Genomic DNA, 18101 nt, shown 5'->3' on the forward strand with positions numbered 1-18101 from the left:
CGGAATGTCTACTGTCGCCGCGACAGTTTTTCTTCATGGAGTGTGCGTGTACTTCTCCCACAGGCACACCACGAAGAGTGTGAGCTCGAAGGGCGGTCCCCCTTGCTGCCCAGCAGTCCTCGGTGAGACTGGTGAGATCTGCGGCGAGATCGACCGGGACAGCGCCCCCGGCCCCGTACCCGCCTGATGCCCGCCACAGCTGTGGCGGGCATCAGGCGGGTACGACAGCTGGCTGGTCAGCTGGTGGTGAGCAGGCCCTCACGCAGGCGGGCGAGGCAGCGGGACAGCAGCCGGGAGACATGCATCTGGGAGACGCCCAGACGCTCACCGATCTGGGCCTGGGTGAGTTCCTCCACGAACCGCATGTGGATGATCTGCCGGTCCCGCTCATCCAGGCCGGCGATCAGCGGGGCCAGGGAATGGAAGTCCTCCACCAACTCCAGCCCGGTGTCTTCTACGCCGATGAAGTCCTGCAGGGCGCTCTCGCCGTCCTCGCTGGCGCCGATGGTGGCGTCCAGGGAGGAAGAGTTGTAGCCGTTCGCGGCCAGACGGGCCTCCATCACCTCGTCCTCGGGCAGGCTCATCAGCTCCGACAGCTCCTTGACCGTCGGCGTGCGACCCAACCGGCTTCGCAGCTCCTCCGTGGCGCGGGCGAGCTGGACGCGGGCCTCCTGCAGCCGCCGGGGTACGTGCACGGCCCATGTGGTGTCGCGGAAGAACCGCTTGATCTCACCGACGACGTAGGGGATGGCGAAGGAGGTGAACTCCACCTCGCGGGACAGCTCGAACCGGTCGATCGCCTTGATCAGGCCGATCATGCCGACCTGGACGATGTCCTCCATCTCCTCCGGTCCCCGGCTGCGGAACCGGCCGGCCGCGAAGCGGACCAGGGACATGTTCATCTCGATCAGCGTGTTCCGCGCGTAGCTGTACTCAGGAGTGCCCTCCTCCAGCACCGCCAGCTGCTCGAAGAACGACCGGGAGAGCTCGCGCGCGTCCTTGGGCGCCACCCGGGAGGGGTCGGCGACTTCGGGCAGCTCGGTGGTCTGTGTGTCCAGCATGCTCATGAGCGCCATGTAGGTCCCCTCCCGGATTCGAACTCGTGCCATGGCCCGCCGCGAAGCGGCCGACGATGCCTCGGCTACCCCCCCGTTTCCCACCCATGCCTGCCACCCCGAGCTCAAGAGGCAGGGCCGTGAGCTGGGACGCCTCCCCGTGGAGTGGGTTCAGGGGTTGCGACCGGTAACCGGGCCGGCGCCGCGACTGCAGGCCGGTCACGGCGAGGCGGCCGGCTTCGGCGTGCGGGCGAGTGCCGGTCGAGCCTGGCGGTCGCTCACCTGCTGGCCCAGGAGCTGACGCCGCACGGATCGTCCGTCAGGGCCAGACGGGCGGTGATGCGCTTGCCGACCGGTTCTCGCGCGGCTTCAAAGCCCTCGCAGACGGCCATGACGATCTCCAGGCCGTGCTGCCCCACCCGGCCCGCATCGGCGGCCCGAGCCACCGGCAGCACTGGATCGGAGTCCCACACCTGGACCTCCACCAGAGCACCGACGATCCGCAGATCCAGCAGGACGGGGCCGACGGCGTACTTCTGCGCATTGGTGACCAGTTCGCTCACCACCAGCTGCGTCACCTCCACGGCCCGCTGGGAGATCGCAACACCGTGCTCGGCGCGTATCCGATTCAGGAAGCCGGCAGCCGTGTGGCGCGCCTCGGCGATGCAGGGGCCCTTCCCGTCCAGAGCCACCGCGACGCTCAGAAAAGCGCCATCTGAGTGGGGCATCATGCTGTCCTCGCCCGCCAAGGCCCGTTCCATCCGTACCGCCTCTGCTACCTCACGCCTCCAGGCGCAGGTACCCGGGATCGGACCGGACAATCCAGGGTGCTCGGACTGTTGGCGGGGCCCCACAGCGGTAGCGCCTCATACGATGCCGGGCGCGCGTGAGGGTGCATGACGCGTCACCGCCTGATTCCCACCGCCCGCACCAACCGGGGCGACATGAGGGGGGCCCGGCCGGTGTCGGCCGGGCCCCCCTCATGGGGTGAGTACGAGTCAGCTCACCATCGGTACCAACGGCCGCGCCCGCCGCCCGCGCTCGTGGAGCGCATGACGAAGCCGAGCAGCCACAGCACCAGGACGGCGACGGCCACCCACCAGAGGATCTTGACGGCGAAACCGGCACCGAAAAGGACGAGTGCGAGAAGCAGAACGAGCAACAAGGGAACCATGGTTATCGACCTCCTGAGCCGCCGTGTGCCCCGCGACTGTTGGTTCATTCCGCAGGTGCGGCTTGTTTGTGCAGGGAGAGCCGGGGCACGAGTGGACTGCAGCGAAGACAACGGCACCGCGATGACGAGGAGGCGCATTCCATGACCGCCGGCGAGAAGGCCAAGGCGAAGACCGAACAGGCCGAGGGCAAGCTCAAAGAGGCCGCTGGAAGCGCCATCGGGAATGACCGCATGGCCGCCGAAGGACGGGCTGAAAAGAGCACGGGGGATGCCCGTGAGGCCAAGGAGAAGGCCAAGGACGCCTTCAAGCACTGACTGCACTTCTTTTCCTCGAAGGGCCTTCCCGCGCACGCGCACGTCCCGGGAAGGCCCTTCGAGTATCTCGGCCTGACGGCCGGTTGGGCTTCTGTCTGATCAAGCATGGTCCTGCCGTTGCGTCATTGCCCGGTCAGCCCACTCCCTCCTCAGGAATGGGGGTCGTGCCGCTGTCGCAGCGGAGGGGAAAGATCTGGTCGAGTCCGACGGTGCGCAGGGTGCGCAGGGTGCGGGTGGGTACGGCGAGTGCGATGTCCGGGTGGGTGGCGGCGAAGGCGAGCAGGGCCTCGTCCCCGTACAGGCCGGTGCGGTCTTCGCCGGTGCGGGCCTCGGTGATGCCGTCGGTGCAGAGCAGGAGCATGGCCCCGCGGGCGAGCACGGTCGTGCCGGCCGTGAAGCGCGCGGAGGGCAGGATGCCGACGAGGAGCGCACCGCTCGGCACATTGCCGGGCGATCGCTCTCCAGTCCTGGGAAACGTCCTCACGTCACCAGCGCCGGCGCGCGGAGCACTGGCCTGCGTGCATCGCTCGTGTCCGCCGCCGGCCTGGCGGCGGAACCGGGCAGCTCCGCGGACTGAGCGCGGCGCGCGGGCAGCGGGGAAATCTGTCACGGCGAGCCCACATCTCCATACCTGCCGGAGTTAGGGTTGTGGCACGACGCGGATGGTGCCGGATCGCTCCTCTGCGTTCGGAAGGCGGCCACCGCCGCTGTTCCCGCCGCCAGTTGCGCCTCGCCGCCCGCGCCCGTGAGCTTGTCGACCAGGGCACCCCCGCGAGGCCGCGTGCCGCATCGTCTCACTTGAGGACCAGCTGGACGACGCCCTGCGTCTGAACCGGGAAGTACGCCGGAAGCTGGACGAGCACGGCGCAGATACCTAGTCCCGCCACTACAGAAATACACCCCGGCGCGGGAGGATAATTGCCGGACGCTCCGGAAAGCGCGTCGCCGTCTTCATCCGACCTGTGTTAACGTGAGAGCAGTTGCAGTTTTGGTTACCAGAGATTTTATCTTTGCAGAGCTTTCCGGATCCTTCCGGAGGGGTGATCAACGCGGCGACTCGGCCCGCAAAGTGCGGAGACCGGCACTGCCCCTCAAGGGAGATTCAATATGGCATCTGGCACCGTGAAGTGGTTCAACGCGGAAAAGGGCTTCGGCTTCATCGAGCAGGAGGGCGGCGGCGCTGACGTGTTCGCCCACTACTCGAACATCATCAGCAACGGTGGCTTCCGCGAGCTTCAGGAAGGCCAGAAGGTGAGCTTCGACGTCACGCAGGGCCAGAAGGGCCCGCAGGCCGAGAACATCGTTCCCGCCTGACGCTGACGGAAACCGTCGCGAGCCACCGGCTCGCGCATCATGTGGCTGGGGCCCGTGCTCTTGGGGTACGGGCCCCAGCCCATTGATTTTCCCGTTTTCCGGATTTTCCGGACCGCCGCCCGCCCCCCGCTCCAGCGCCACGAGGCCCGGCTCTTTTTTCTTCGGCTCATTCTTGCGAATCCTGGTGCGGCCATGGCCGCTGGACGGAATTCCTCGATACGCCGCATCGAGGAAGGTTCTTCCATGAACCGCACCCCCCGACACACCGGCACCGGTTCCGGAAGCCGCTTCCGTACGCAGGGAACGGGCCGCCCAGGTCCCCGTCCGGGTACCGGACGAAAGACCGGCCAGGGCGCACGCTCCGCCCCGCGCCGACAGGAGTTCGCCCTGCCGGTCACCCTCACCGAACCGCTGCCGGCGGTCGAGACGTTCACCGAACTGGACGTGCCCGCAAGGCTGTTGGCCGCGCTCGGCGCCGAGGGCGTGACCGTGCCCTTCCCGATCCAGGCGGCCACACTGCCGAACACACTGGCCGGCCGGGACGTCCTGGGCCGGGGCCGGACGGGCTCGGGCAAGACGCTCGCCTTCGGCCTGCCGGTACTGGCCCGTCTGGACGGGCAGCGGGCCGAGCCCCGGCAGCCGCTGGCCCTCGTCCTCGTCCCCACCCGGGAACTGGCCCAGCAGGTCACCGACGCGCTCAGCCCCTACGCCCGCGCCCTGCGGCTGCGGCTCGCCACCGTGGTGGGCGGCATGTCGGCAGACCGCCAGGCGAGGGCGCTGCGCGCCGGCGCCGAGGTCGTCGTAGCGACGCCCGGACGGCTCAGGGACCTCATCGAGCGGGGGGCCTGTCGGCTGGACCGGGTCGCCGTCACCGTGCTGGACGAGGCCGACCAGATGGCCGACATGGGTTTCATGCCGCAAGTGACCTCGCTGCTCGACCAAACCCCCGCGGCCGGCCAGCGGTTGCTGTTCTCGGCCACCCTGGACCGCAACATCGACCTCCTGGTACGCCGCTACCTGCACGACCCCGTGGTGCACTCGGTCGACCCGTCCGCGGGAGCCGTCACCACCATGGAGCACCACCTGCTGCACGTACGCGATGCCGACAAGGACCACGCCGCGACCGAGATCGCCGCCCGCGACGGACGCGTGCTCATGTTCCTGGACACCAAGCACGCGGTGGACCGGCTCACCAAGCACCTGCTGTCCGTCGGGGTACGAGCCTCGGCCCTGCACGGCGGCAAGTCCCAGTCGCAGCGCAACCGGACGCTCGCCCAGTTCAAGGACGGACACGTCACGGTCCTGGTGGCGACCAACGTCGCCGCCCGCGGAATCCACGTCACGGGCCTCGACCTCGTCGTGAACGTCGACCCTCCCGGCGACCACAAGGACTACCTCCACCGCGGCGGCCGTACCGCACGCGCCGGCGAGTCCGGCACCGTCGTCACCCTCGTGCTGCCGCACCAGCGGCGCGCGGTGGATCGTCTGATGGCCGACGCCGGCATCGCTCCGCGCACCGCCCGGATCCGCCGGGGCGAGGCCGAGCTTCAGCGCATCACCGGCGCCCGGACCCCCTCCGGCGTTCCCGTCGTCCTCGCCGCACCGGTCGAAGGACGACCCGAGGGCAAGGGATCCGTCGGCCGGCATCACAGGAGCCGCGCCGCCGGCCGTGGAAGGAGCGGCCAGGGGACCGGCCGTGGCGGAAGCAGCGGGGCCGTCGCCCGGGGCCGTCGGCCCGCACCGAGGAACAACCCATAGCTCAAGCCCGGGGAAGCGCTCCCTGCGGTCGGGACGAGCCGTCGCCCGTCCTGCCCGCCCCAACGAAGAGGAGAAGCCCTTGACGACGTTTCCGCCCCGGACACAGCTGCCCGACGGCGCCGACGGCACCGGTCTGACCGCCCGCGACGCCATGCATGCTCCCGGGCCGCAGGTCGACGACCACATGGCGGTCGACGTGGCCCTGTCCGTGCTCATCGGTGCGCGTGTCCCGCACCTGCTCCTCCGGGACGACGACGGTCGATGCGCGGGACTGGTCACCCGGGCCCAGCTCGCCGCACACCGCGGCGGCTCGTGGTACAGCGACAGGACACGGCTGCGGGACATCCCACTCGACCGCGGACCGTTCACCTCGTCCACATCGATACTCGGTGAGGCGGAGGCCGCCATGCGGATCCGGACGCTGGACGTGTCCCCCGTGATCGACGAACACGGCTACGCCCTGGGCGTGCTCACTCTCACGCCCTGACCGTCGTACCCGCCCCGCCCGACCCCGTCACCCGGTCACCGCCCCCGGCACTCTCCCCCCATTTCGTGGAGGCAGCCATGCGCTGTGTCATCGCCCGGTACCCCTTCGACCTGACCAAGATCGAGATCGAACAGTCCATGACCGGTGTCCCGCCCGAACCCCTCACCGGCGTGTCTGTCACCATCGACCGCCGCGTCTACCCCGTGATGCAGGTCGGGGAAGTGATCACCAGGCAGAACCGCCGTGACTTCACGGTGGCCGAGATGCGCCGGGCGCTGACCCGACTCGGCTTCACCTGCCAGGACACCAGCCCCGTCGCGCCGAGCTGGGATGCGCGCGCGGACGACGACGCGCTCGGCTGGTGAACGATTCCGGAATCGACGGCAGATGAATTGTCGTCCGCGGGTTGGAACGCCGAAGGATGTGGCACCCGGCTGGTGGCGGGCCGGACGCACGAACCACGTCCCGCAGGCCACGACGGTTCGGCAAGGAGCCGCACGGCCCTACGAGGCCGGTACGGCCCGCCGGCCCGGTTGTCGTCGCGGGACTGCCCGGCGACAACCGGTGCGGCCGGCCCGAGCCGTACCGGCAGTGCCGCACATGTCGTCGTGCGATCACGCAAAGACCTCGAGACTCATACGTCCGCGATGTCCGGGTACCCGGCTCCGGTGACCTTCCTTGTTCTTCCGGGCGTCTACGCCCCGCAGGAGGACACCGCGCTGCTGGCCGAGGCTCTCCACGAGGAGGCTCCCCCGCCGGGCGCGCGGGTGCTGGACGTCGGCACCGGGAGCGGTGCGCTGGCGCTTGCCGCGGCCCGGTACGGCGCCGATGTGACCGCGGTGGACGTCTCCCGGCGGGCGGTGTGGACGGCCCGGCTGAACGCCTGGCTGTCCCGGCTGCCGGTGCGTATCCGACGAGGCAACCTCTTCGGTCCGGTCCATGACCGGACATATGACCTGATCCTGGCGAACCCGCCCTACGTCCCGGCGCCGCACACCGGGCGCGGCCGGTCCCGCGCCTGGGACGCAGGCCAGGACGGGCGCCTGCTGCTGGACCGGATCTGCCGGGACGCGCCCCCACTGCTGCACTCGGGGGGCGTGCTGCTCTTCGTGCAGTCCGCACTCAGCGGCCCCGAGCGCTCCCTGGAGTTGTTGCGAGGCGCCGGGCTGAAGGCCGCGGTGACCCGGCGGCGCTGGATCGCCTTGGGGCCGGTGCTGCGCTCCCGCGAGGAGTGGCTGCGCCGGCGCGGGCTGCTCGCCACGTCCGACGAAAGGGAAGAACTGGTGGTCATCCGTGCCGAACGAGTCCCCTGACAGAGCCCGCCGGCTCACGATGCAGCGGCCAGGACCGCTATGGGCCAGGGGCCTGGGGCCGTGCCTCCCTTTGTGTCGCACAGCCCGTGAGGCCGCTCCTGTCGGGCCGGCACCCGCAGGGTTTCGGCAGCGGGACCGGCGGCATGCGCAGGCCGACGGCCAACACCGCTGGAGGTGGTGGACGACTTCGCGGGTGACGCCGGTTGTGGGTGCTGACCACGGCGGCCGTCCGGGCCGCTGGGCGCTGTGTTCCGTACGCTCATGACCGCCGCCTCGCCTCCGCCGAGGCGCACGCTCCGCTGTCGACCAAGCGGGCCGCGTGCTCCACATGCTCCGGCAGGGGTCTGCGCCGCGCGAGAGCGGCGGGGAGCCGGAGCAGCAGGCCGTGCAGGGCCCGACGCGCCTCGGACTCGCCGGTGACGGCGGCCGCCGCCAGACGCGCGCTGGCCCACAGCGCGACGGGGAGCGGTCGGCGCAGCCACAACGTCAGCGCCTCGTTGCGGCGTTGCAGATGGTGTTCCGGTCGCCGCGGCCTGCGGGGTCGGGATGGTGCCGTGCCGTCAGTGAGGGTTCGTAGGTGACTCCCCAGCCGTGGACCGCGAGGTCGTAGGCGAGCAGGGTCTCCTCCCCGCCGAAGAAGAGCAGCGGGTGATAGCCGCCCGCCGTGAGGAAGGCGTCCCGGCGCACCACGCAGGCGCAGCCCAGGAAGCCGAGCACCGGCCGGCCCGGCAGGTCGGGTTCGTCCGGCAGGGGGGAAGCCGCGAGGACGGCGTTGAGCGGGTCCTCGGTCCCGTCGGCGCCGACCAGTGTGCGGGCGGCCAGGAGGCCGAGGCGGGGGTGGGCGTCGAGCAGGTCGGCTGCCCGGCGCAGCGCGCCGGGGGCCCACCAGGAGTCGTCGTCGCTGAAGGCCACGTAGGGCGTGTCCGCGTGCTGTACGGCGAGGTTGCGGCCCAGGGCTCCGGTGTTCTCGCGGGGCCGCAGCAGCCGGACGGCCGCGGGGTGCCGGCGCACGGCGCTGCACGCGCGTCGTCGCAGCCGTTGTCGACGACGATCACACTGGGCCGCTCCGGCAGGGTCGCCAGGGCGTCCAGGGTGCGCAGCACGCTGTAGGGGCGGTCACGGGTGATCACCGCGACCGTGACCCGTCCGTCGGGGCCGTCGGCCCGGCCGGGTGGCGCGTCAGGGGCGGACTGCCGTGCCACGAGGGGTGTCTCCCTTCCGTGGCCGTGCGCTGGTCCCGGCGGGGCGCAGCAGGCTCAGCGCGGCGGCGGTGACCTCGTCGGCGCCGATTTGCAGCAGCTGCGGATCGGGCACGTCACCGTGCGGATCGCCCGGCGGTCCGGGGTGCCACAGCGCGAGATGACGGGCGAGGCGCGGGGGCCCCCACAGCCGGGGCGAGACCGGGCCGAAGAGCGTCACGGAAGGCGTGCCGTGGGCCACCGCCAGATGGGCCAGGCCGGTGTCCCCGCTGACGACGAGCGGGGCGTGGGCGACCAGGGCCGACAGCGCGTCGAACGGCAGCCCACCGCGCAGCAGGTGGCGGGCGGGCAGGCCGGCGCGTTCGGCGATGTCGGTGACCAGTGTGTCCTCGCCCGGCCCACCGGTGAGGACGACCCGCCGGCCGAGGGCTCGCAGGCGCCGTACGACGACGGCGTACCGCTCGGCGGGCCAGCGCCGGGCGGCGGACTCGGCGCCGGGATGGACCACGACGGCGCCCGGCGCCGGGGAGGGCGTGACGGGCCGGGGCAGCCGTACGTCGCCGGGGTCGGCGGCTATGCCGTAGGCCCCGAGGAAGCGGCACCACCGCTCGCGCTCGTGCTCGTCCGGCCGCCACACGGGAGGCCGGCCGAGCCCGGGTTCGGGCGCCGCGGCGTGGGCGAGCAGCCGTCGGGGGGCGAGTGCGGCGAGCGCGTCGCGGCTCTCGGGCCCGTTGCCGTGCAGGTCGATGGCGATGTCCGGCGGCGGCCCGGTCCACCGGCCGAGCGACGGCACGGCCCGGCCGGGCGCCTCGGCCGGCAGGACGCTGTCGACGGCTCCGGTGGCCAGGGCCGCCTCCCGGAGGGAGGGCGGCAGGGCGAGCACGACGCGGTCCCGGGCGAAGGCCCGCCGTACGCCCCGCAGTGCGGGCACGCCGGCCAGCAGATCGCCCAGGCCGAGCGCGCGCAGCACCAGCACGCGGTGCCGCTGGGCCGGATCCGTCACCGTGGCCTCCTTCCGCCGCTCGCGGCCTGTGCCGGGGTGCCCGTCGGCGGGGTGAGGGCGGCTCGCTCGGCGATGCTCGTGGTGGAGCGGCCGTCGAGGTAGGGGAAGAGGACGACCTGGCCGCCCCAGCTCTGCACCACGGACGCCTCCGGCAGCCGGGTCCTGGCGTAGTCGCCGCCCTTGGCCCAGATGTGCGGGCGGATCTCGGTGAGGAGCCGTTCGGGTGTGTCCTCGTCGAACACGGCGACGGCGTCGACGCACTCCAGTGCCCGCAGGACGCGGATCCGGTCCGCCTCCGGGACGAGCGGCCGGCCGGCGCCCTTGCGGCGGCGTACCGAGGCATCGGAGTTGATGCACACCACCAGGCAGTCCCCGGTACGGCGGGCGGCCTGGAGCAGCGCCACATGGCCGGCGTGCAGCAGGTCGAAGCAGCCTCCGGCGGCGACGACGGTGCCGCCCGCGGCCCGCACCCGGGCGGCGGTCCGCAGGGCGTCGTCCGTCGGCTCGTCGTCGGTCGGCTGGGCCGCGGGCCCGCCCGGCGTGGTGTCCACGGCGACGGACCGGACGCCGCCTTCGGCGACGTAGCGGGTGGCGGCGTGCACGGCTTCCCGTACGGCCGTCTCGACGAGTTCGCCGTCGGCCAGGAGTCCGGCGGCGGTCGCCGCGAACCGGTCCCCGGCTCCGCACGCATCGCCCTCGGCGGTGACCGGCGAGGGCACGAGCAGCGGTGTCTCGCCGTGCGAGAGCAGCGCCCCGCGCCCGCCGAGCGTGACGGCCACCGTGGCGGCGCGCCAGGTGCGGACCAGCCGGCCGGCGTCCTGGGCCGCCGTGTGCAGTTCGCTGCCGGGCTCGGGCTGCCCGGTGGCCGCGGCGCCGCCCGCGAAGACATGTGCCTCGGCGGCGGACGGCGTGGCCAGCCGGACGCCGGGTACCGGTGGCCGGCCACGCGGATGTGGGTCCCAGGCCACCGGCACCCGGGCCGCGACGGAGGCCAGTGCCTCGCGCAGCACGTCCGCGGTCCCCCGGCCGTAGTCGGCGACCAGGACGGCCCTGGCCGCGGCGATGGCCCGGCGCGCCGGCTCCGTCCCCTCCCGGGCTCTTCCCTCGCCCTCGTCCAGGCGCAGCAGCGGCCGGCCGGCCGCGAGGACGCGCGTCTTGCTGGACAGGGTGCCGGCGAGGGGGATCTCCACCAGGTCGACCCGGCCGGCCAGGAGCCCGCGCAGACAGGCGCTGTCCGGGTCGTCGCCCAGCGCGGTGACCAGGGTGACCGGTCGGCCGTCGGCCGCGGCGAGCCAGGCGGCCAGCGCGGCACCGCCGGGCCGGGTGGTGCGTCGGGGCCCGCTGACGACGGGGACGGGCGCGTCGGGGGCGAGTCGCTCGACCCGGCCGCGGACGTCGTGATCGAGCAGGGCGTCTCCGACGACGAGCAGGGGGGCCGGGGAGGTCATACGCCCTGCTCTCCGCCGGCGAACGCCCGGGGCGCCGCGGCCCGTCGGCTCTCGGCCGCCGGGCGTTCGCCGTTGCGCCGCTGCCTGTCCCCCGGCACCTGGCGTTCGATCGTCCGGTCGAAGGCCTCGCAGAGCATGTGGACCGCCACGAGGTGCAGTTCCTGGACCGTGGCGGAGGTTGCCGCGTCGACGCACAGGGCCTCGTCCGCGGCACCGGCCAGTGGGTTCGGCGCCGGGCCGGTCAGGGCCCACACCGTCATGCCGAGGCGGTGGGCCGTGTTCGCGGCGACGAGCAGGTTGGCGCTGGCGCCGCTGGTGGACAGCAGCGCCAGGACGTCGCCGGCGCGGCCGTGCGCCGCGACCTGCCGGGCGAAGATCTCCTGGACGCCGTAGTCGTTGGCGACGGCGGTCGTGGTGGAGGTGTCCGCGTGCAGCGCGAGGGCGGAGAACGGCGGGCGGTCCTCCCGGTAACGGCCCACCAGTTCGGCGGTGAGGTGCTGGGCCTGGGCCGCGCTGCCGCCGTTGCCGGCGACGAGGAGACGGGACCCGGCCCCGAGACGGGAGGCGAGCAGGGTGCCCCAGCGCTGTGCCACGGGCCCGGCGTGCCGGCGGAATCCCTCGAGCGCCTTCATCAGTTCGTCACAGTGGGTGGCGTCGGTGGCGAGTTTCATCGCAGGGCTCCCGAGAGCGAGGGGACGGAGGAGACGGCGCTGTAGGCGCGGGTGACGCCTTCGGCCACGCGGGCCCAGGTGTAGCGGGCCAGGACGCGGCGGCGCCCCTGGGCGCCGTAGCGGGCGCGCAGCTCCGGGTCGGCCAGGAGCCGGCGGACGGTCGCGCTGATGTCGTGGTCGTCGTCGGCCGGGACCAGGACGCCGGTGACGCCGTCCACGACGGTGTCGAGCTGGCCGCCGACGGCGGTGGCGAGGACGGGCGCGCAGCAGGCCATGGCCTCGACCGGCACGATGCCGAACGGCTCGTACCGGGGCAGGGACAGCACGAGGTCCGCGCCGGACATCAGCCCCGGCATCCGCTCCCGGCCCACCCCGCCGAGCAGGGTCACCCGGTCGGCCACGCCGTACTCGTCGGCGACGGCGCGCAGCCGCTCGGCCTCGGGTTCGGCGAGGAGGAGGGCGGGCTCGGGTCCGCCCGCGATGAGGAGTTCGGCGTCGGGGACGTCCGCCAGGGCGCGGATCGCGCGGTCGAAGCCCTTGCGGGGCACGAGCCGGCCGACCGCGAGCAGCCGCCGGGGCGCGGACGCGGGCCGGCGGGCGTCGGGGACGGGGGCGAACTGCTCGGGGTCCACGCCGCAGGGGACGACGGAGATGTGCCGGCGTGACAGGCCCATGGCCTCCAGTTCGGTCACCTCGTCCTCGCAGGTCGCGATGATGCGGCTGCAGGCCCGTCCCACGGCCGTCTCGATCGCGATCCGTTCCGGCGGGCTGGTGTCGGCGGCGCCCTGGTAGCGCCTCTTCACGGTGCCGAGGGCGTGGTAGGTCTGCACGACGGGGATGCCGAGGCCGTCCGCGCCGGACAGCGCCGCCCATCCGGACATCCAGAAGTGGGCGTGCACCACGTCGGGGGGGTCCGCGGCCCACTGACGCGCGAGGAACTCCCCGAACTCCGGCATGTACGGCGGCAGTTCGTCCTTCGGTATGGGGGCCGCCGGTCCGGCGGGCACATGGACGACCTGGAACCCGTCGGGTGTGGTGACCCGCTCCGGCAGCCGGGGGTCGTCACGCCGGGTGTACACGACCACGTCGTGGCCCCGGCGGACCAGTCGCCCGGCGAGTTGGGCCACGTACACGTTCTGCCCGCCCGCGTCCGGTCCGCCGAGCGCGGCCAGCGGACTGGCGTGCTCCGAGACCATGGCGACGCGGCCGGCCGAGGGGTGGCTGGTGCTCATCGGGTGACCTCCTTGATCAGGCGCTCCCAGTCGTCCCGGAAGCGCCGCTCTCCGTAGCGGGCCTGTGCCGCGGCCCTGGCGGCCTCCCCTGCCAGCCGGGCGGCCACGGGATCCGCGAGGAATCCACGCATGGCGTCCCGGAGCACGTCGAGCCGGTTGGACACCACACCGGCGCCCTCCGGTACGGCCTCGCGCACCTCGGTGGTGTCGAGGGCGACGACGGGCATTCCCAGGAACATCGCCTCCAGCAGGGACAGTCCGAGCGACGTCCAGCGCACGGGATGCAGATACAGGCGGCAGCGGGCCATCGCCGGGTGCAGGCGGCCCTGGGGCAGGTCGCGGCTGCGGAGCCGGTCGGGCGGCAGTGCGAGGTGGTCGGCGAGGGCTTCGGTGCGCATGCCGAAGACGTCCAGCGGCACCGCTCGTGCGAACTCGGGCAGCAGGTCCGTTCCTGTGGTGCGGCCGCGCCGTACGGGGTCGTTGACCACGACGGCGGCGCGCGGCTCGTCGCCGGTCCACAGGTGTCCGGGGTCGATGATTCCGTGCTCCACGACCGTGGTGGGGGCCCGGCCGTTGTCCCACATCAGCCGGTTGAAGTGGGTGACGTGGACGAGGGTGATGTCGGACCGGTCGGCCAGCGGGTGCCGGGTGTCCGCGGGCGTGAGGTGCGGGCTGTTGTGCTCGACGTACACGGCGGGCACGTCGATGCCCGGGCGGCGTCCTGTCCACCGCCGGGCCAGGTCCAGCTCGTGCGGCCGTTGCAGCACCATCAGGCCGATGTCGGCCTCGCGCAGCTCGGTGGGGCTCAACTCCCTCACGGTGGGCGGCCAGTGCCATGTTCTGGCGCGCCCGAGCCCGTCCGGTCCCCGGTCGGGTGTCACGGGCACGAGGAAGGTGTACGCGCCCTGGACGAACGAGGTCAGCCAGGAGCCGTGTACGTGCCAGACGAGTACGTTCATGTCGTCTCCCCCAGGAGTTTGTGCACCGCGGCCACCACGTCCTGGGCGGTGACCTCGTCGAGGCACGGATGGCCGGATACGGGGCAGTGGCAGGCCCTGGTGTCCGCGCACGGCGCGTTCTGGTCCCCGAGGAGCACGCTCGGCACGCCGTACGGCGCCCACCGCTCGGCCGGCACCACGGGAGCGAACAGGGACACGACCGGTGTGCCGACGGCCGCGGCCAGATGGGCGGGCCCCGTGTTGCCGCAGACCACGACGCCGGCGTCGCGCAGGACGCCGGCGAGCGTGCGCGGGACGGTCCGGCCGCCGAGGTCCACGGCGAGGTCGCCGGCGACCTCGCGGGTGAGGGCGGTCTCGTCGGGGCCTCCGGTGACGACCACCCGGTGCCCGGCGTACACGAGCGACTCGACGGCTTCGACGCAGCGTTGCGGGCTCCAGGCGCGGGCGGGCGCGCTGGCGCCGGGGTGGAGCACCACGTACGGTCCGTTGCCGGTGAGGGCGACGGTGTCGGGCGGTGGCAGCACCCGCAGGCGGCCGTCGTCACCGGGGTGCGGCGGGAAGCCCATGGCGGCGGCCGTGTCCAGGGCGGCCTCGGCCTCGTGCCGGCCGGGCAGCCGCCGGTGCCGTACGTCGAGCAGGCGGCCGGGGTGGTCGACGCTGTCGGCGCCGATACGCCGGACGTCGGCCAGGCGCAGCAGCAGGGCGGTGGGCAGGGGGCTCTGGTGGAAGGAGGTGAGGACGAGCGCGGCGTCGAACGCCGCGCCCCGCAGGCGCCGGACGAGGCCCTCGACGTCGGCCTCCCGGACGGTGGGCGGGTCGAAGCCCTCCCAGGGGGCGTCCCACACGATCACGTCGTCGACGCCGGGCAGCAGTCGCGCGGCGGGTTCGCCGCGGGGGCCGCACAGCAGGGTGACGTGGGACGAGTGCGCCGCGACGGCGCGGACCGCGGGCCCGGCGAGCAGGACGTCGCCGAAGCTGTCCAGGCGTACGACCAGTGCCTTCACGGGCGATCACCCCGCCTCCCGGCGAGGAGCCGGCGGACCGCGGTGACCAGGTCGGGGGCGGTGTCGGGGGCCGTGCGGATCTCCGTCGGCCGGGTCGCCGCGTTGGGCACCAGCACGCCTCGGGCGCCCGCGGCGCGGGCGGCCTCGACGTCGGCCGAGATGTCCCCGATCACCACGCAGTGCGCGGGGGCCACGCCCAGGCGTCGTGCGGCCTCGACCACCAGCCCCGGGCGGGGTTTGCGGCAGGGGCAGCCGGCTTCGGACACGTGCGGGCAGTAGAGCCAGGTGTCCAGGCCGCCGAGCAGCGCGTCCGCGCGGTCGTTGACGCGGCGCACGTCGGCGTCCGTGAGCAGTCCGCGGCCGATGCCCGACTGGTTGCTGACCACGCCGGCCGGGATGCCGGCCGCGCGCAGCAGGTCCACCGCGTGCCGTGCACCGGGCAGCGGGCGCACACGCGCGGGGTCGCCGTTGTAGGGGACGTCCTCGATGAGGGTTCCGTCGCGGTCGAAGAGGACTGCGGCGAGGGTCCGCGGGGTCACTGCGGGCTCCTCAGGGCCGTGGCCCGCCGGTGGCGGATCAGTCCGTCGATCCAGTGGCGCGTCGCGAGCGGCGGGATGACCACGCTGGTGGCGGCCATGGTGGCGATCTCCCGTGCGGTGCGCGGTCCGGGCCGGATGCGGGCCAGGGCGAACTCGGCCGTGCCCAGTGCCCACAGGGCTCCCAGGACCCCGGCGGCGCGGCGACGGCCGGCCAGCGCGAGCCCGCATGCCGTGAGCGCCGTGGACGTCACGAGCGCGTGCCGGGGCAGGCGTCCGCGCGGTGCCCGGGCGCGGGCCCACCAGTCGGCGCCGTGCAGCCGGGTCATGAGGGCGTCGTCCGCGTTGCCGCGCTGGGCCCGCACCGACACCCAGGGATCGGCGGACCGCACCGGGTGGCGGGTCTGCCGTCCTCCCCGGTGCAGTGACCAACCGGCGTCCTGCATGCGCAGCGCCAGGTCGGCGTCCTCCCGGAAGGCCCGCGGGAACCGTTCGTCGAAGCCCTGGACGTCCACCAGTGCCGCCGTGCGGTAGGCCATGTCCGCGGTGGCCCAGGCGGCCTGCTCCAGTCCGGCCGTACCGCGTTCCCAGTCGGTGGGGCGGCGGTCCTCGGGCAGGGGTACGCGCAGTCGTCCCTGGACGCCGCCGGTGGCGGCACCGGCCGCGCCGAGGTCCTCGGCCAGGCGGCGGGACCAGTCGGGCAGTACCTGGACGTCGTCGTCGAGGAAGACGGTCCACGGCGTACGGACGCTGCGCCAGCCGGAGTTGCGCGCGGCCGCCGGTCCGCGTCCCGCGGTGCGCAGGGTCCGCAGCCGTCCGCGCAGCTCGCCGGCCGCTTCCAGGGGCAGCGGGCCGGTGGGCTCGCGGCGGTCGTCGACCACGACGATCTCCTCGGGCGGGCGGCCCTCGGCCAGGGCCAGCGCGTGCAGGCAGTCGGCCAGACAGGGGCGCCCGATCGTCGGGATGACGACGGAGTAGGCGAGCGGGTCCGTCATGCGAACACCTTCTTCCGCCGGACGGCGAACGGGCCGAGGGCGAGCAGGTCCACGGGCGCGGAGCCGAAGCACTCCAGGGCGTCGCGGGGGTCGTCGACCATGGGCCGCCCGGCCGTGTTGAGGCTCGTGTTGACCACGACCGGCAGTCCGGTCAGGCGCTCGAAACCGTCGATCATGCGGGCCACCAGCGGTTCGTCGCGCCGGTCCACGGTCTGGATGCGGGCCGTGCCGTCCACGTGGACGACGGCCGGAATGCGGGCCCGCCAGGCGTCGGCGACCTCGTGCACGAAGAGCATGTAGGGGCTGGGAAGCGGCCCGTCGAAGATCTCCCCGGCGCGGTCGGCGAGCACCATCGGGGCGACGGGGCGGAACTCCTCGCGGCCCTTCACGGCGTTGAGGCGCTCCAGGTTCGCCGCACGGCCGGGGTGGGCCAGCAGCGAGCGGTGCCCGAGTGCCCGGGGCCCGTACTCGCTGCGGCCCTGGAACCAGGCCACGATGCCGTCCCCGGCGAGTTCCGCGGCGACCGTCTCGGCGATGTCGTCGGGCTCCTCGTAGGGCACGGCGGAGCGGTCCAGCCAGGCGCGCAGCTCGGTGTCGCTCCAGCCGCGGCCGAGGGCCGCGGTCGGCATGGCCTCCACGGCCTCCTTCTGGTAGGCGACATGGAGTGCCGCGCCGAGTGCGGTGCCCGCGTCCCCGGCGGCGGGCTGCACCCAGATACGGCGGAAGGGCGTCTCCCGGTGCAGCCGGGTGTTGGCCACGCAGTTGAGCGCCACACCACCGGCGAGCGTCAGCACCTCCTCACCGGTACGGTCGTGCAGCCGGCGCGCGAGGCCCAGCAGGACCTCCTCCAGGCACGCCTGCGCGCTGGCGGCGATGTCGGCGTGGTCCTGCGTCCACGCGCCGCCCGCCGGGCGCGCCGGGACCAGGGACGCCCACGGCACGGGGCGGGCCCGGAATCCGCCGTGGCCGTCCAGGTGGACGTACGCGCGCAGCCGGTCGAGGTAGCGGGGCTCGCCGTACGAGGCCAGCGCCATCACCTTGAACTCGTCGCTGCTGCGCAGGAATCCGAGGTGCTCGGTGAGGTCCTCGTAGAACAGGCCCATCGAGTCGGGCAGCGACTGGGAGCCCAGCACGGTCAGTTCACGGTTGGCGTAGCGGCCGGCGAGGTGGGAGCCACATTCGCCGCGGCCGTCCAGGACCAGCACGGCGCTGTCGGGATACGGGGCGGCCAGGCCCGCGGAGGCCGCGTGGGCGATGTGGTGGGCGACGAAGTGGACCTTGCCCGGGTTCAGTCCCGGCAGGGCCTCGGCGAGGAACTCGGGGGCACGGCGGGCGTATTCCTGGCGCAGGTGGTCCCAGGGGTCGTGCAGCCCCAGTCGCTCAGCGGGGCGGGAGAGACGGGGGTCGTACGAGTAGGCGACCGCGTCCAGGTCTGCCGGAGTCAGCCCGGCCCGCTCCAGGCACCATCGGGCGGACAGTTCGGGCAGTTCCCAGGCGGAGAAGGGGACGGGCCGCTTGCCGTGCTTGCGTCGGCTGAAGCGTTCCTCCTCCGCTGCGGCCACGATGCTGCCGTCCACGACCAGGGCCGCGGCAGGGTCGTGGAAGAGGGCGTTGACCCCGAGGACACGCATGCGATGC

At 73.4% G+C, this 18101-nt stretch carries 21 protein-coding genes and 1 pseudogene; 7 read left to right on the top strand and 15 right to left on the bottom strand.

Translation table 11 applies throughout. The features are described 5' to 3' along the window. Nucleotides 1-236 precede the first annotated feature (236 nt). From IO33_RS0129020 to IO33_RS0129030, 3 genes are all read right to left on the bottom strand, one after another. The gene (locus IO33_RS0129020) at nt 237-1076 is read right to left on the bottom strand and encodes an RNA polymerase sigma factor SigF (RefSeq protein WP_031170332.1); all 840 of its coding nucleotides are present in this window, start codon (nt 1074-1076) and stop codon (nt 237-239) included. Between the two features lie 257 nt (nt 1077-1333). After that, a complete protein-coding gene (locus tag IO33_RS0129025) occupies nt 1334-1786 on the bottom strand; it encodes an ATP-binding protein (RefSeq protein ID WP_051927035.1) in 453 nt (150 codons plus the stop codon). A 272-nt stretch (nt 1787-2058) separates the two neighbouring features. Next, entirely contained in the window at nt 2059-2229 is a 171-nt protein-coding gene (locus IO33_RS0129030; protein ID WP_031170336.1) for a hypothetical protein, read from the bottom strand. A gap of 141 nt (nt 2230-2370) precedes the next feature. Here IO33_RS0129030 and IO33_RS47880 point away from each other — a divergent pair, with 141 nt between their 5' ends. Next, on the top strand, nt 2371-2544 hold the full coding sequence (locus IO33_RS47880) for a CsbD family protein (RefSeq protein WP_078963939.1): 174 nt from the start codon (nt 2371-2373) through the stop codon (nt 2542-2544). 133 nt (nt 2545-2677) lie between these two features. On the opposite strand, the gene IO33_RS54170 is transcribed toward IO33_RS47880, so the two are convergent. Further along, complete coding sequence (locus IO33_RS54170) at nt 2678-2986, bottom strand: SpoIIE family protein phosphatase (protein WP_031170338.1); 309 nt, start codon at nt 2984-2986, stop codon at nt 2678-2680. Between the two features lie 230 nt (nt 2987-3216). On the opposite strand from IO33_RS54170, the pseudogene IO33_RS54175 reads away from it, so the two are divergent. The 6 genes and pseudogenes from IO33_RS54175 to IO33_RS0129065 form a co-directional block, all read left to right on the top strand. Continuing rightward, nucleotides 3217-3422: pseudogene (locus IO33_RS54175) on the top strand (MerR family transcriptional regulator); the annotation flags it as partial. Between the two features lie 229 nt (nt 3423-3651). Then, nucleotides 3652-3858 carry a cold-shock protein gene (locus tag IO33_RS0129045; RefSeq protein ID WP_020943091.1) on the top strand — a complete coding sequence of 69 codons (207 nt, stop codon included), beginning with the start codon at nt 3652-3654 and terminating at the stop codon, nt 3856-3858. A 243-nt stretch (nt 3859-4101) separates the two neighbouring features. After that, nucleotides 4102-5616 carry a DEAD/DEAH box helicase gene (locus tag IO33_RS0129050; RefSeq protein ID WP_037686202.1) on the top strand — a complete coding sequence of 505 codons (1515 nt, stop codon included), beginning with the start codon at nt 4102-4104 and terminating at the stop codon, nt 5614-5616. Between the two features lie 151 nt (nt 5617-5767). Then, nucleotides 5768-6103: a CBS domain-containing protein gene (locus IO33_RS0129055; protein WP_051927036.1), complete on the top strand. Its 336-nt coding sequence runs from the start codon at nt 5768-5770 to the stop codon at nt 6101-6103. Nucleotides 6104-6180: 77 nt separating this feature from the next. Beyond that, nucleotides 6181-6468, top strand: coding sequence for an SCO5918 family protein (locus IO33_RS0129060; RefSeq protein ID WP_031170345.1), 288 nt, complete (start codon nt 6181-6183; stop codon nt 6466-6468). Between the two features lie 282 nt (nt 6469-6750). Then, nucleotides 6751-7416 carry a HemK2/MTQ2 family protein methyltransferase gene (locus IO33_RS0129065; protein ID WP_031170348.1) on the top strand — a complete coding sequence of 222 codons (666 nt, stop codon included), beginning with the start codon at nt 6751-6753 and terminating at the stop codon, nt 7414-7416. Between the two features lie 259 nt (nt 7417-7675). Here IO33_RS0129065 and IO33_RS54180 read toward each other — a convergent pair whose 3' ends face one another. The 11 genes from IO33_RS54180 to IO33_RS0129115 form a co-directional block, all read right to left on the bottom strand. Continuing rightward, complete coding sequence (locus tag IO33_RS54180; protein ID WP_209438931.1) at nt 7676-7900, bottom strand: hypothetical protein; 225 nt, start codon at nt 7898-7900, stop codon at nt 7676-7678. A 2-nt stretch (nt 7901-7902) separates the two neighbouring features. Beyond that, the gene (locus IO33_RS54185) at nt 7903-8427 is read right to left on the bottom strand and encodes a glycosyltransferase (RefSeq protein ID WP_425347981.1); all 525 of its coding nucleotides are present in this window, start codon (nt 8425-8427) and stop codon (nt 7903-7905) included. Nucleotides 8428-8595: 168 nt separating this feature from the next. Beyond that, nucleotides 8596-9618: a glycosyltransferase family 9 protein gene (locus tag IO33_RS0129075; protein ID WP_051927017.1), complete on the bottom strand. Its 1023-nt coding sequence runs from the start codon at nt 9616-9618 to the stop codon at nt 8596-8598. Beyond that, nucleotides 9615-11066 carry a D-glycero-beta-D-manno-heptose 1-phosphate adenylyltransferase gene (gene rfaE2 / locus IO33_RS0129080; RefSeq protein WP_031170352.1) on the bottom strand — a complete coding sequence of 484 codons (1452 nt, stop codon included), beginning with the start codon at nt 11064-11066 and terminating at the stop codon, nt 9615-9617. Before rfaE2 ends, IO33_RS0129075 begins: the two co-directional genes overlap by 4 nt. Continuing rightward, complete coding sequence (locus tag IO33_RS0129085; RefSeq protein ID WP_051927018.1) at nt 11063-11737, bottom strand: D-sedoheptulose-7-phosphate isomerase; 675 nt, start codon at nt 11735-11737, stop codon at nt 11063-11065. Before IO33_RS0129085 ends, rfaE2 begins: the two co-directional genes overlap by 4 nt. Further along, nucleotides 11734-12969: a glycosyltransferase gene (locus IO33_RS0129090; protein ID WP_031170357.1), complete on the bottom strand. Its 1236-nt coding sequence runs from the start codon at nt 12967-12969 to the stop codon at nt 11734-11736. The genes IO33_RS0129085 and IO33_RS0129090 overlap by 4 nt, the downstream gene beginning before the upstream one ends. Next, nucleotides 12966-13928: a glycosyltransferase gene (locus tag IO33_RS0129095; protein WP_031170359.1), complete on the bottom strand. Its 963-nt coding sequence runs from the start codon at nt 13926-13928 to the stop codon at nt 12966-12968. The genes IO33_RS0129090 and IO33_RS0129095 overlap by 4 nt, the downstream gene beginning before the upstream one ends. Continuing rightward, on the bottom strand, nt 13925-14932 hold the full coding sequence (locus tag IO33_RS0129100) for a glycosyltransferase family 9 protein (RefSeq protein ID WP_031170361.1): 1008 nt from the start codon (nt 14930-14932) through the stop codon (nt 13925-13927). The genes IO33_RS0129095 and IO33_RS0129100 overlap by 4 nt, the downstream gene beginning before the upstream one ends. Next, nucleotides 14929-15471 carry a D-glycero-alpha-D-manno-heptose-1,7-bisphosphate 7-phosphatase gene (locus tag IO33_RS0129105; RefSeq protein WP_037686205.1) on the bottom strand — a complete coding sequence of 181 codons (543 nt, stop codon included), beginning with the start codon at nt 15469-15471 and terminating at the stop codon, nt 14929-14931. Before IO33_RS0129105 ends, IO33_RS0129100 begins: the two co-directional genes overlap by 4 nt. Further along, complete coding sequence (locus tag IO33_RS0129110) at nt 15468-16463, bottom strand: glycosyltransferase family 2 protein (protein ID WP_031170365.1); 996 nt, start codon at nt 16461-16463, stop codon at nt 15468-15470. The genes IO33_RS0129105 and IO33_RS0129110 overlap by 4 nt, the downstream gene beginning before the upstream one ends. Beyond that, nucleotides 16460-18094 carry a carbamoyltransferase family protein gene (locus IO33_RS0129115; protein ID WP_031170367.1) on the bottom strand — a complete coding sequence of 545 codons (1635 nt, stop codon included), beginning with the start codon at nt 18092-18094 and terminating at the stop codon, nt 16460-16462. The genes IO33_RS0129110 and IO33_RS0129115 overlap by 4 nt, the downstream gene beginning before the upstream one ends. Nucleotides 18095-18101: the final 7 nt, after the last annotated feature.

The organism is Streptomyces durhamensis (assembly GCF_000725475.1).
GTDB lineage: Bacteria > Actinomycetota > Actinomycetes > Streptomycetales > Streptomycetaceae > Streptomyces > Streptomyces filipinensis.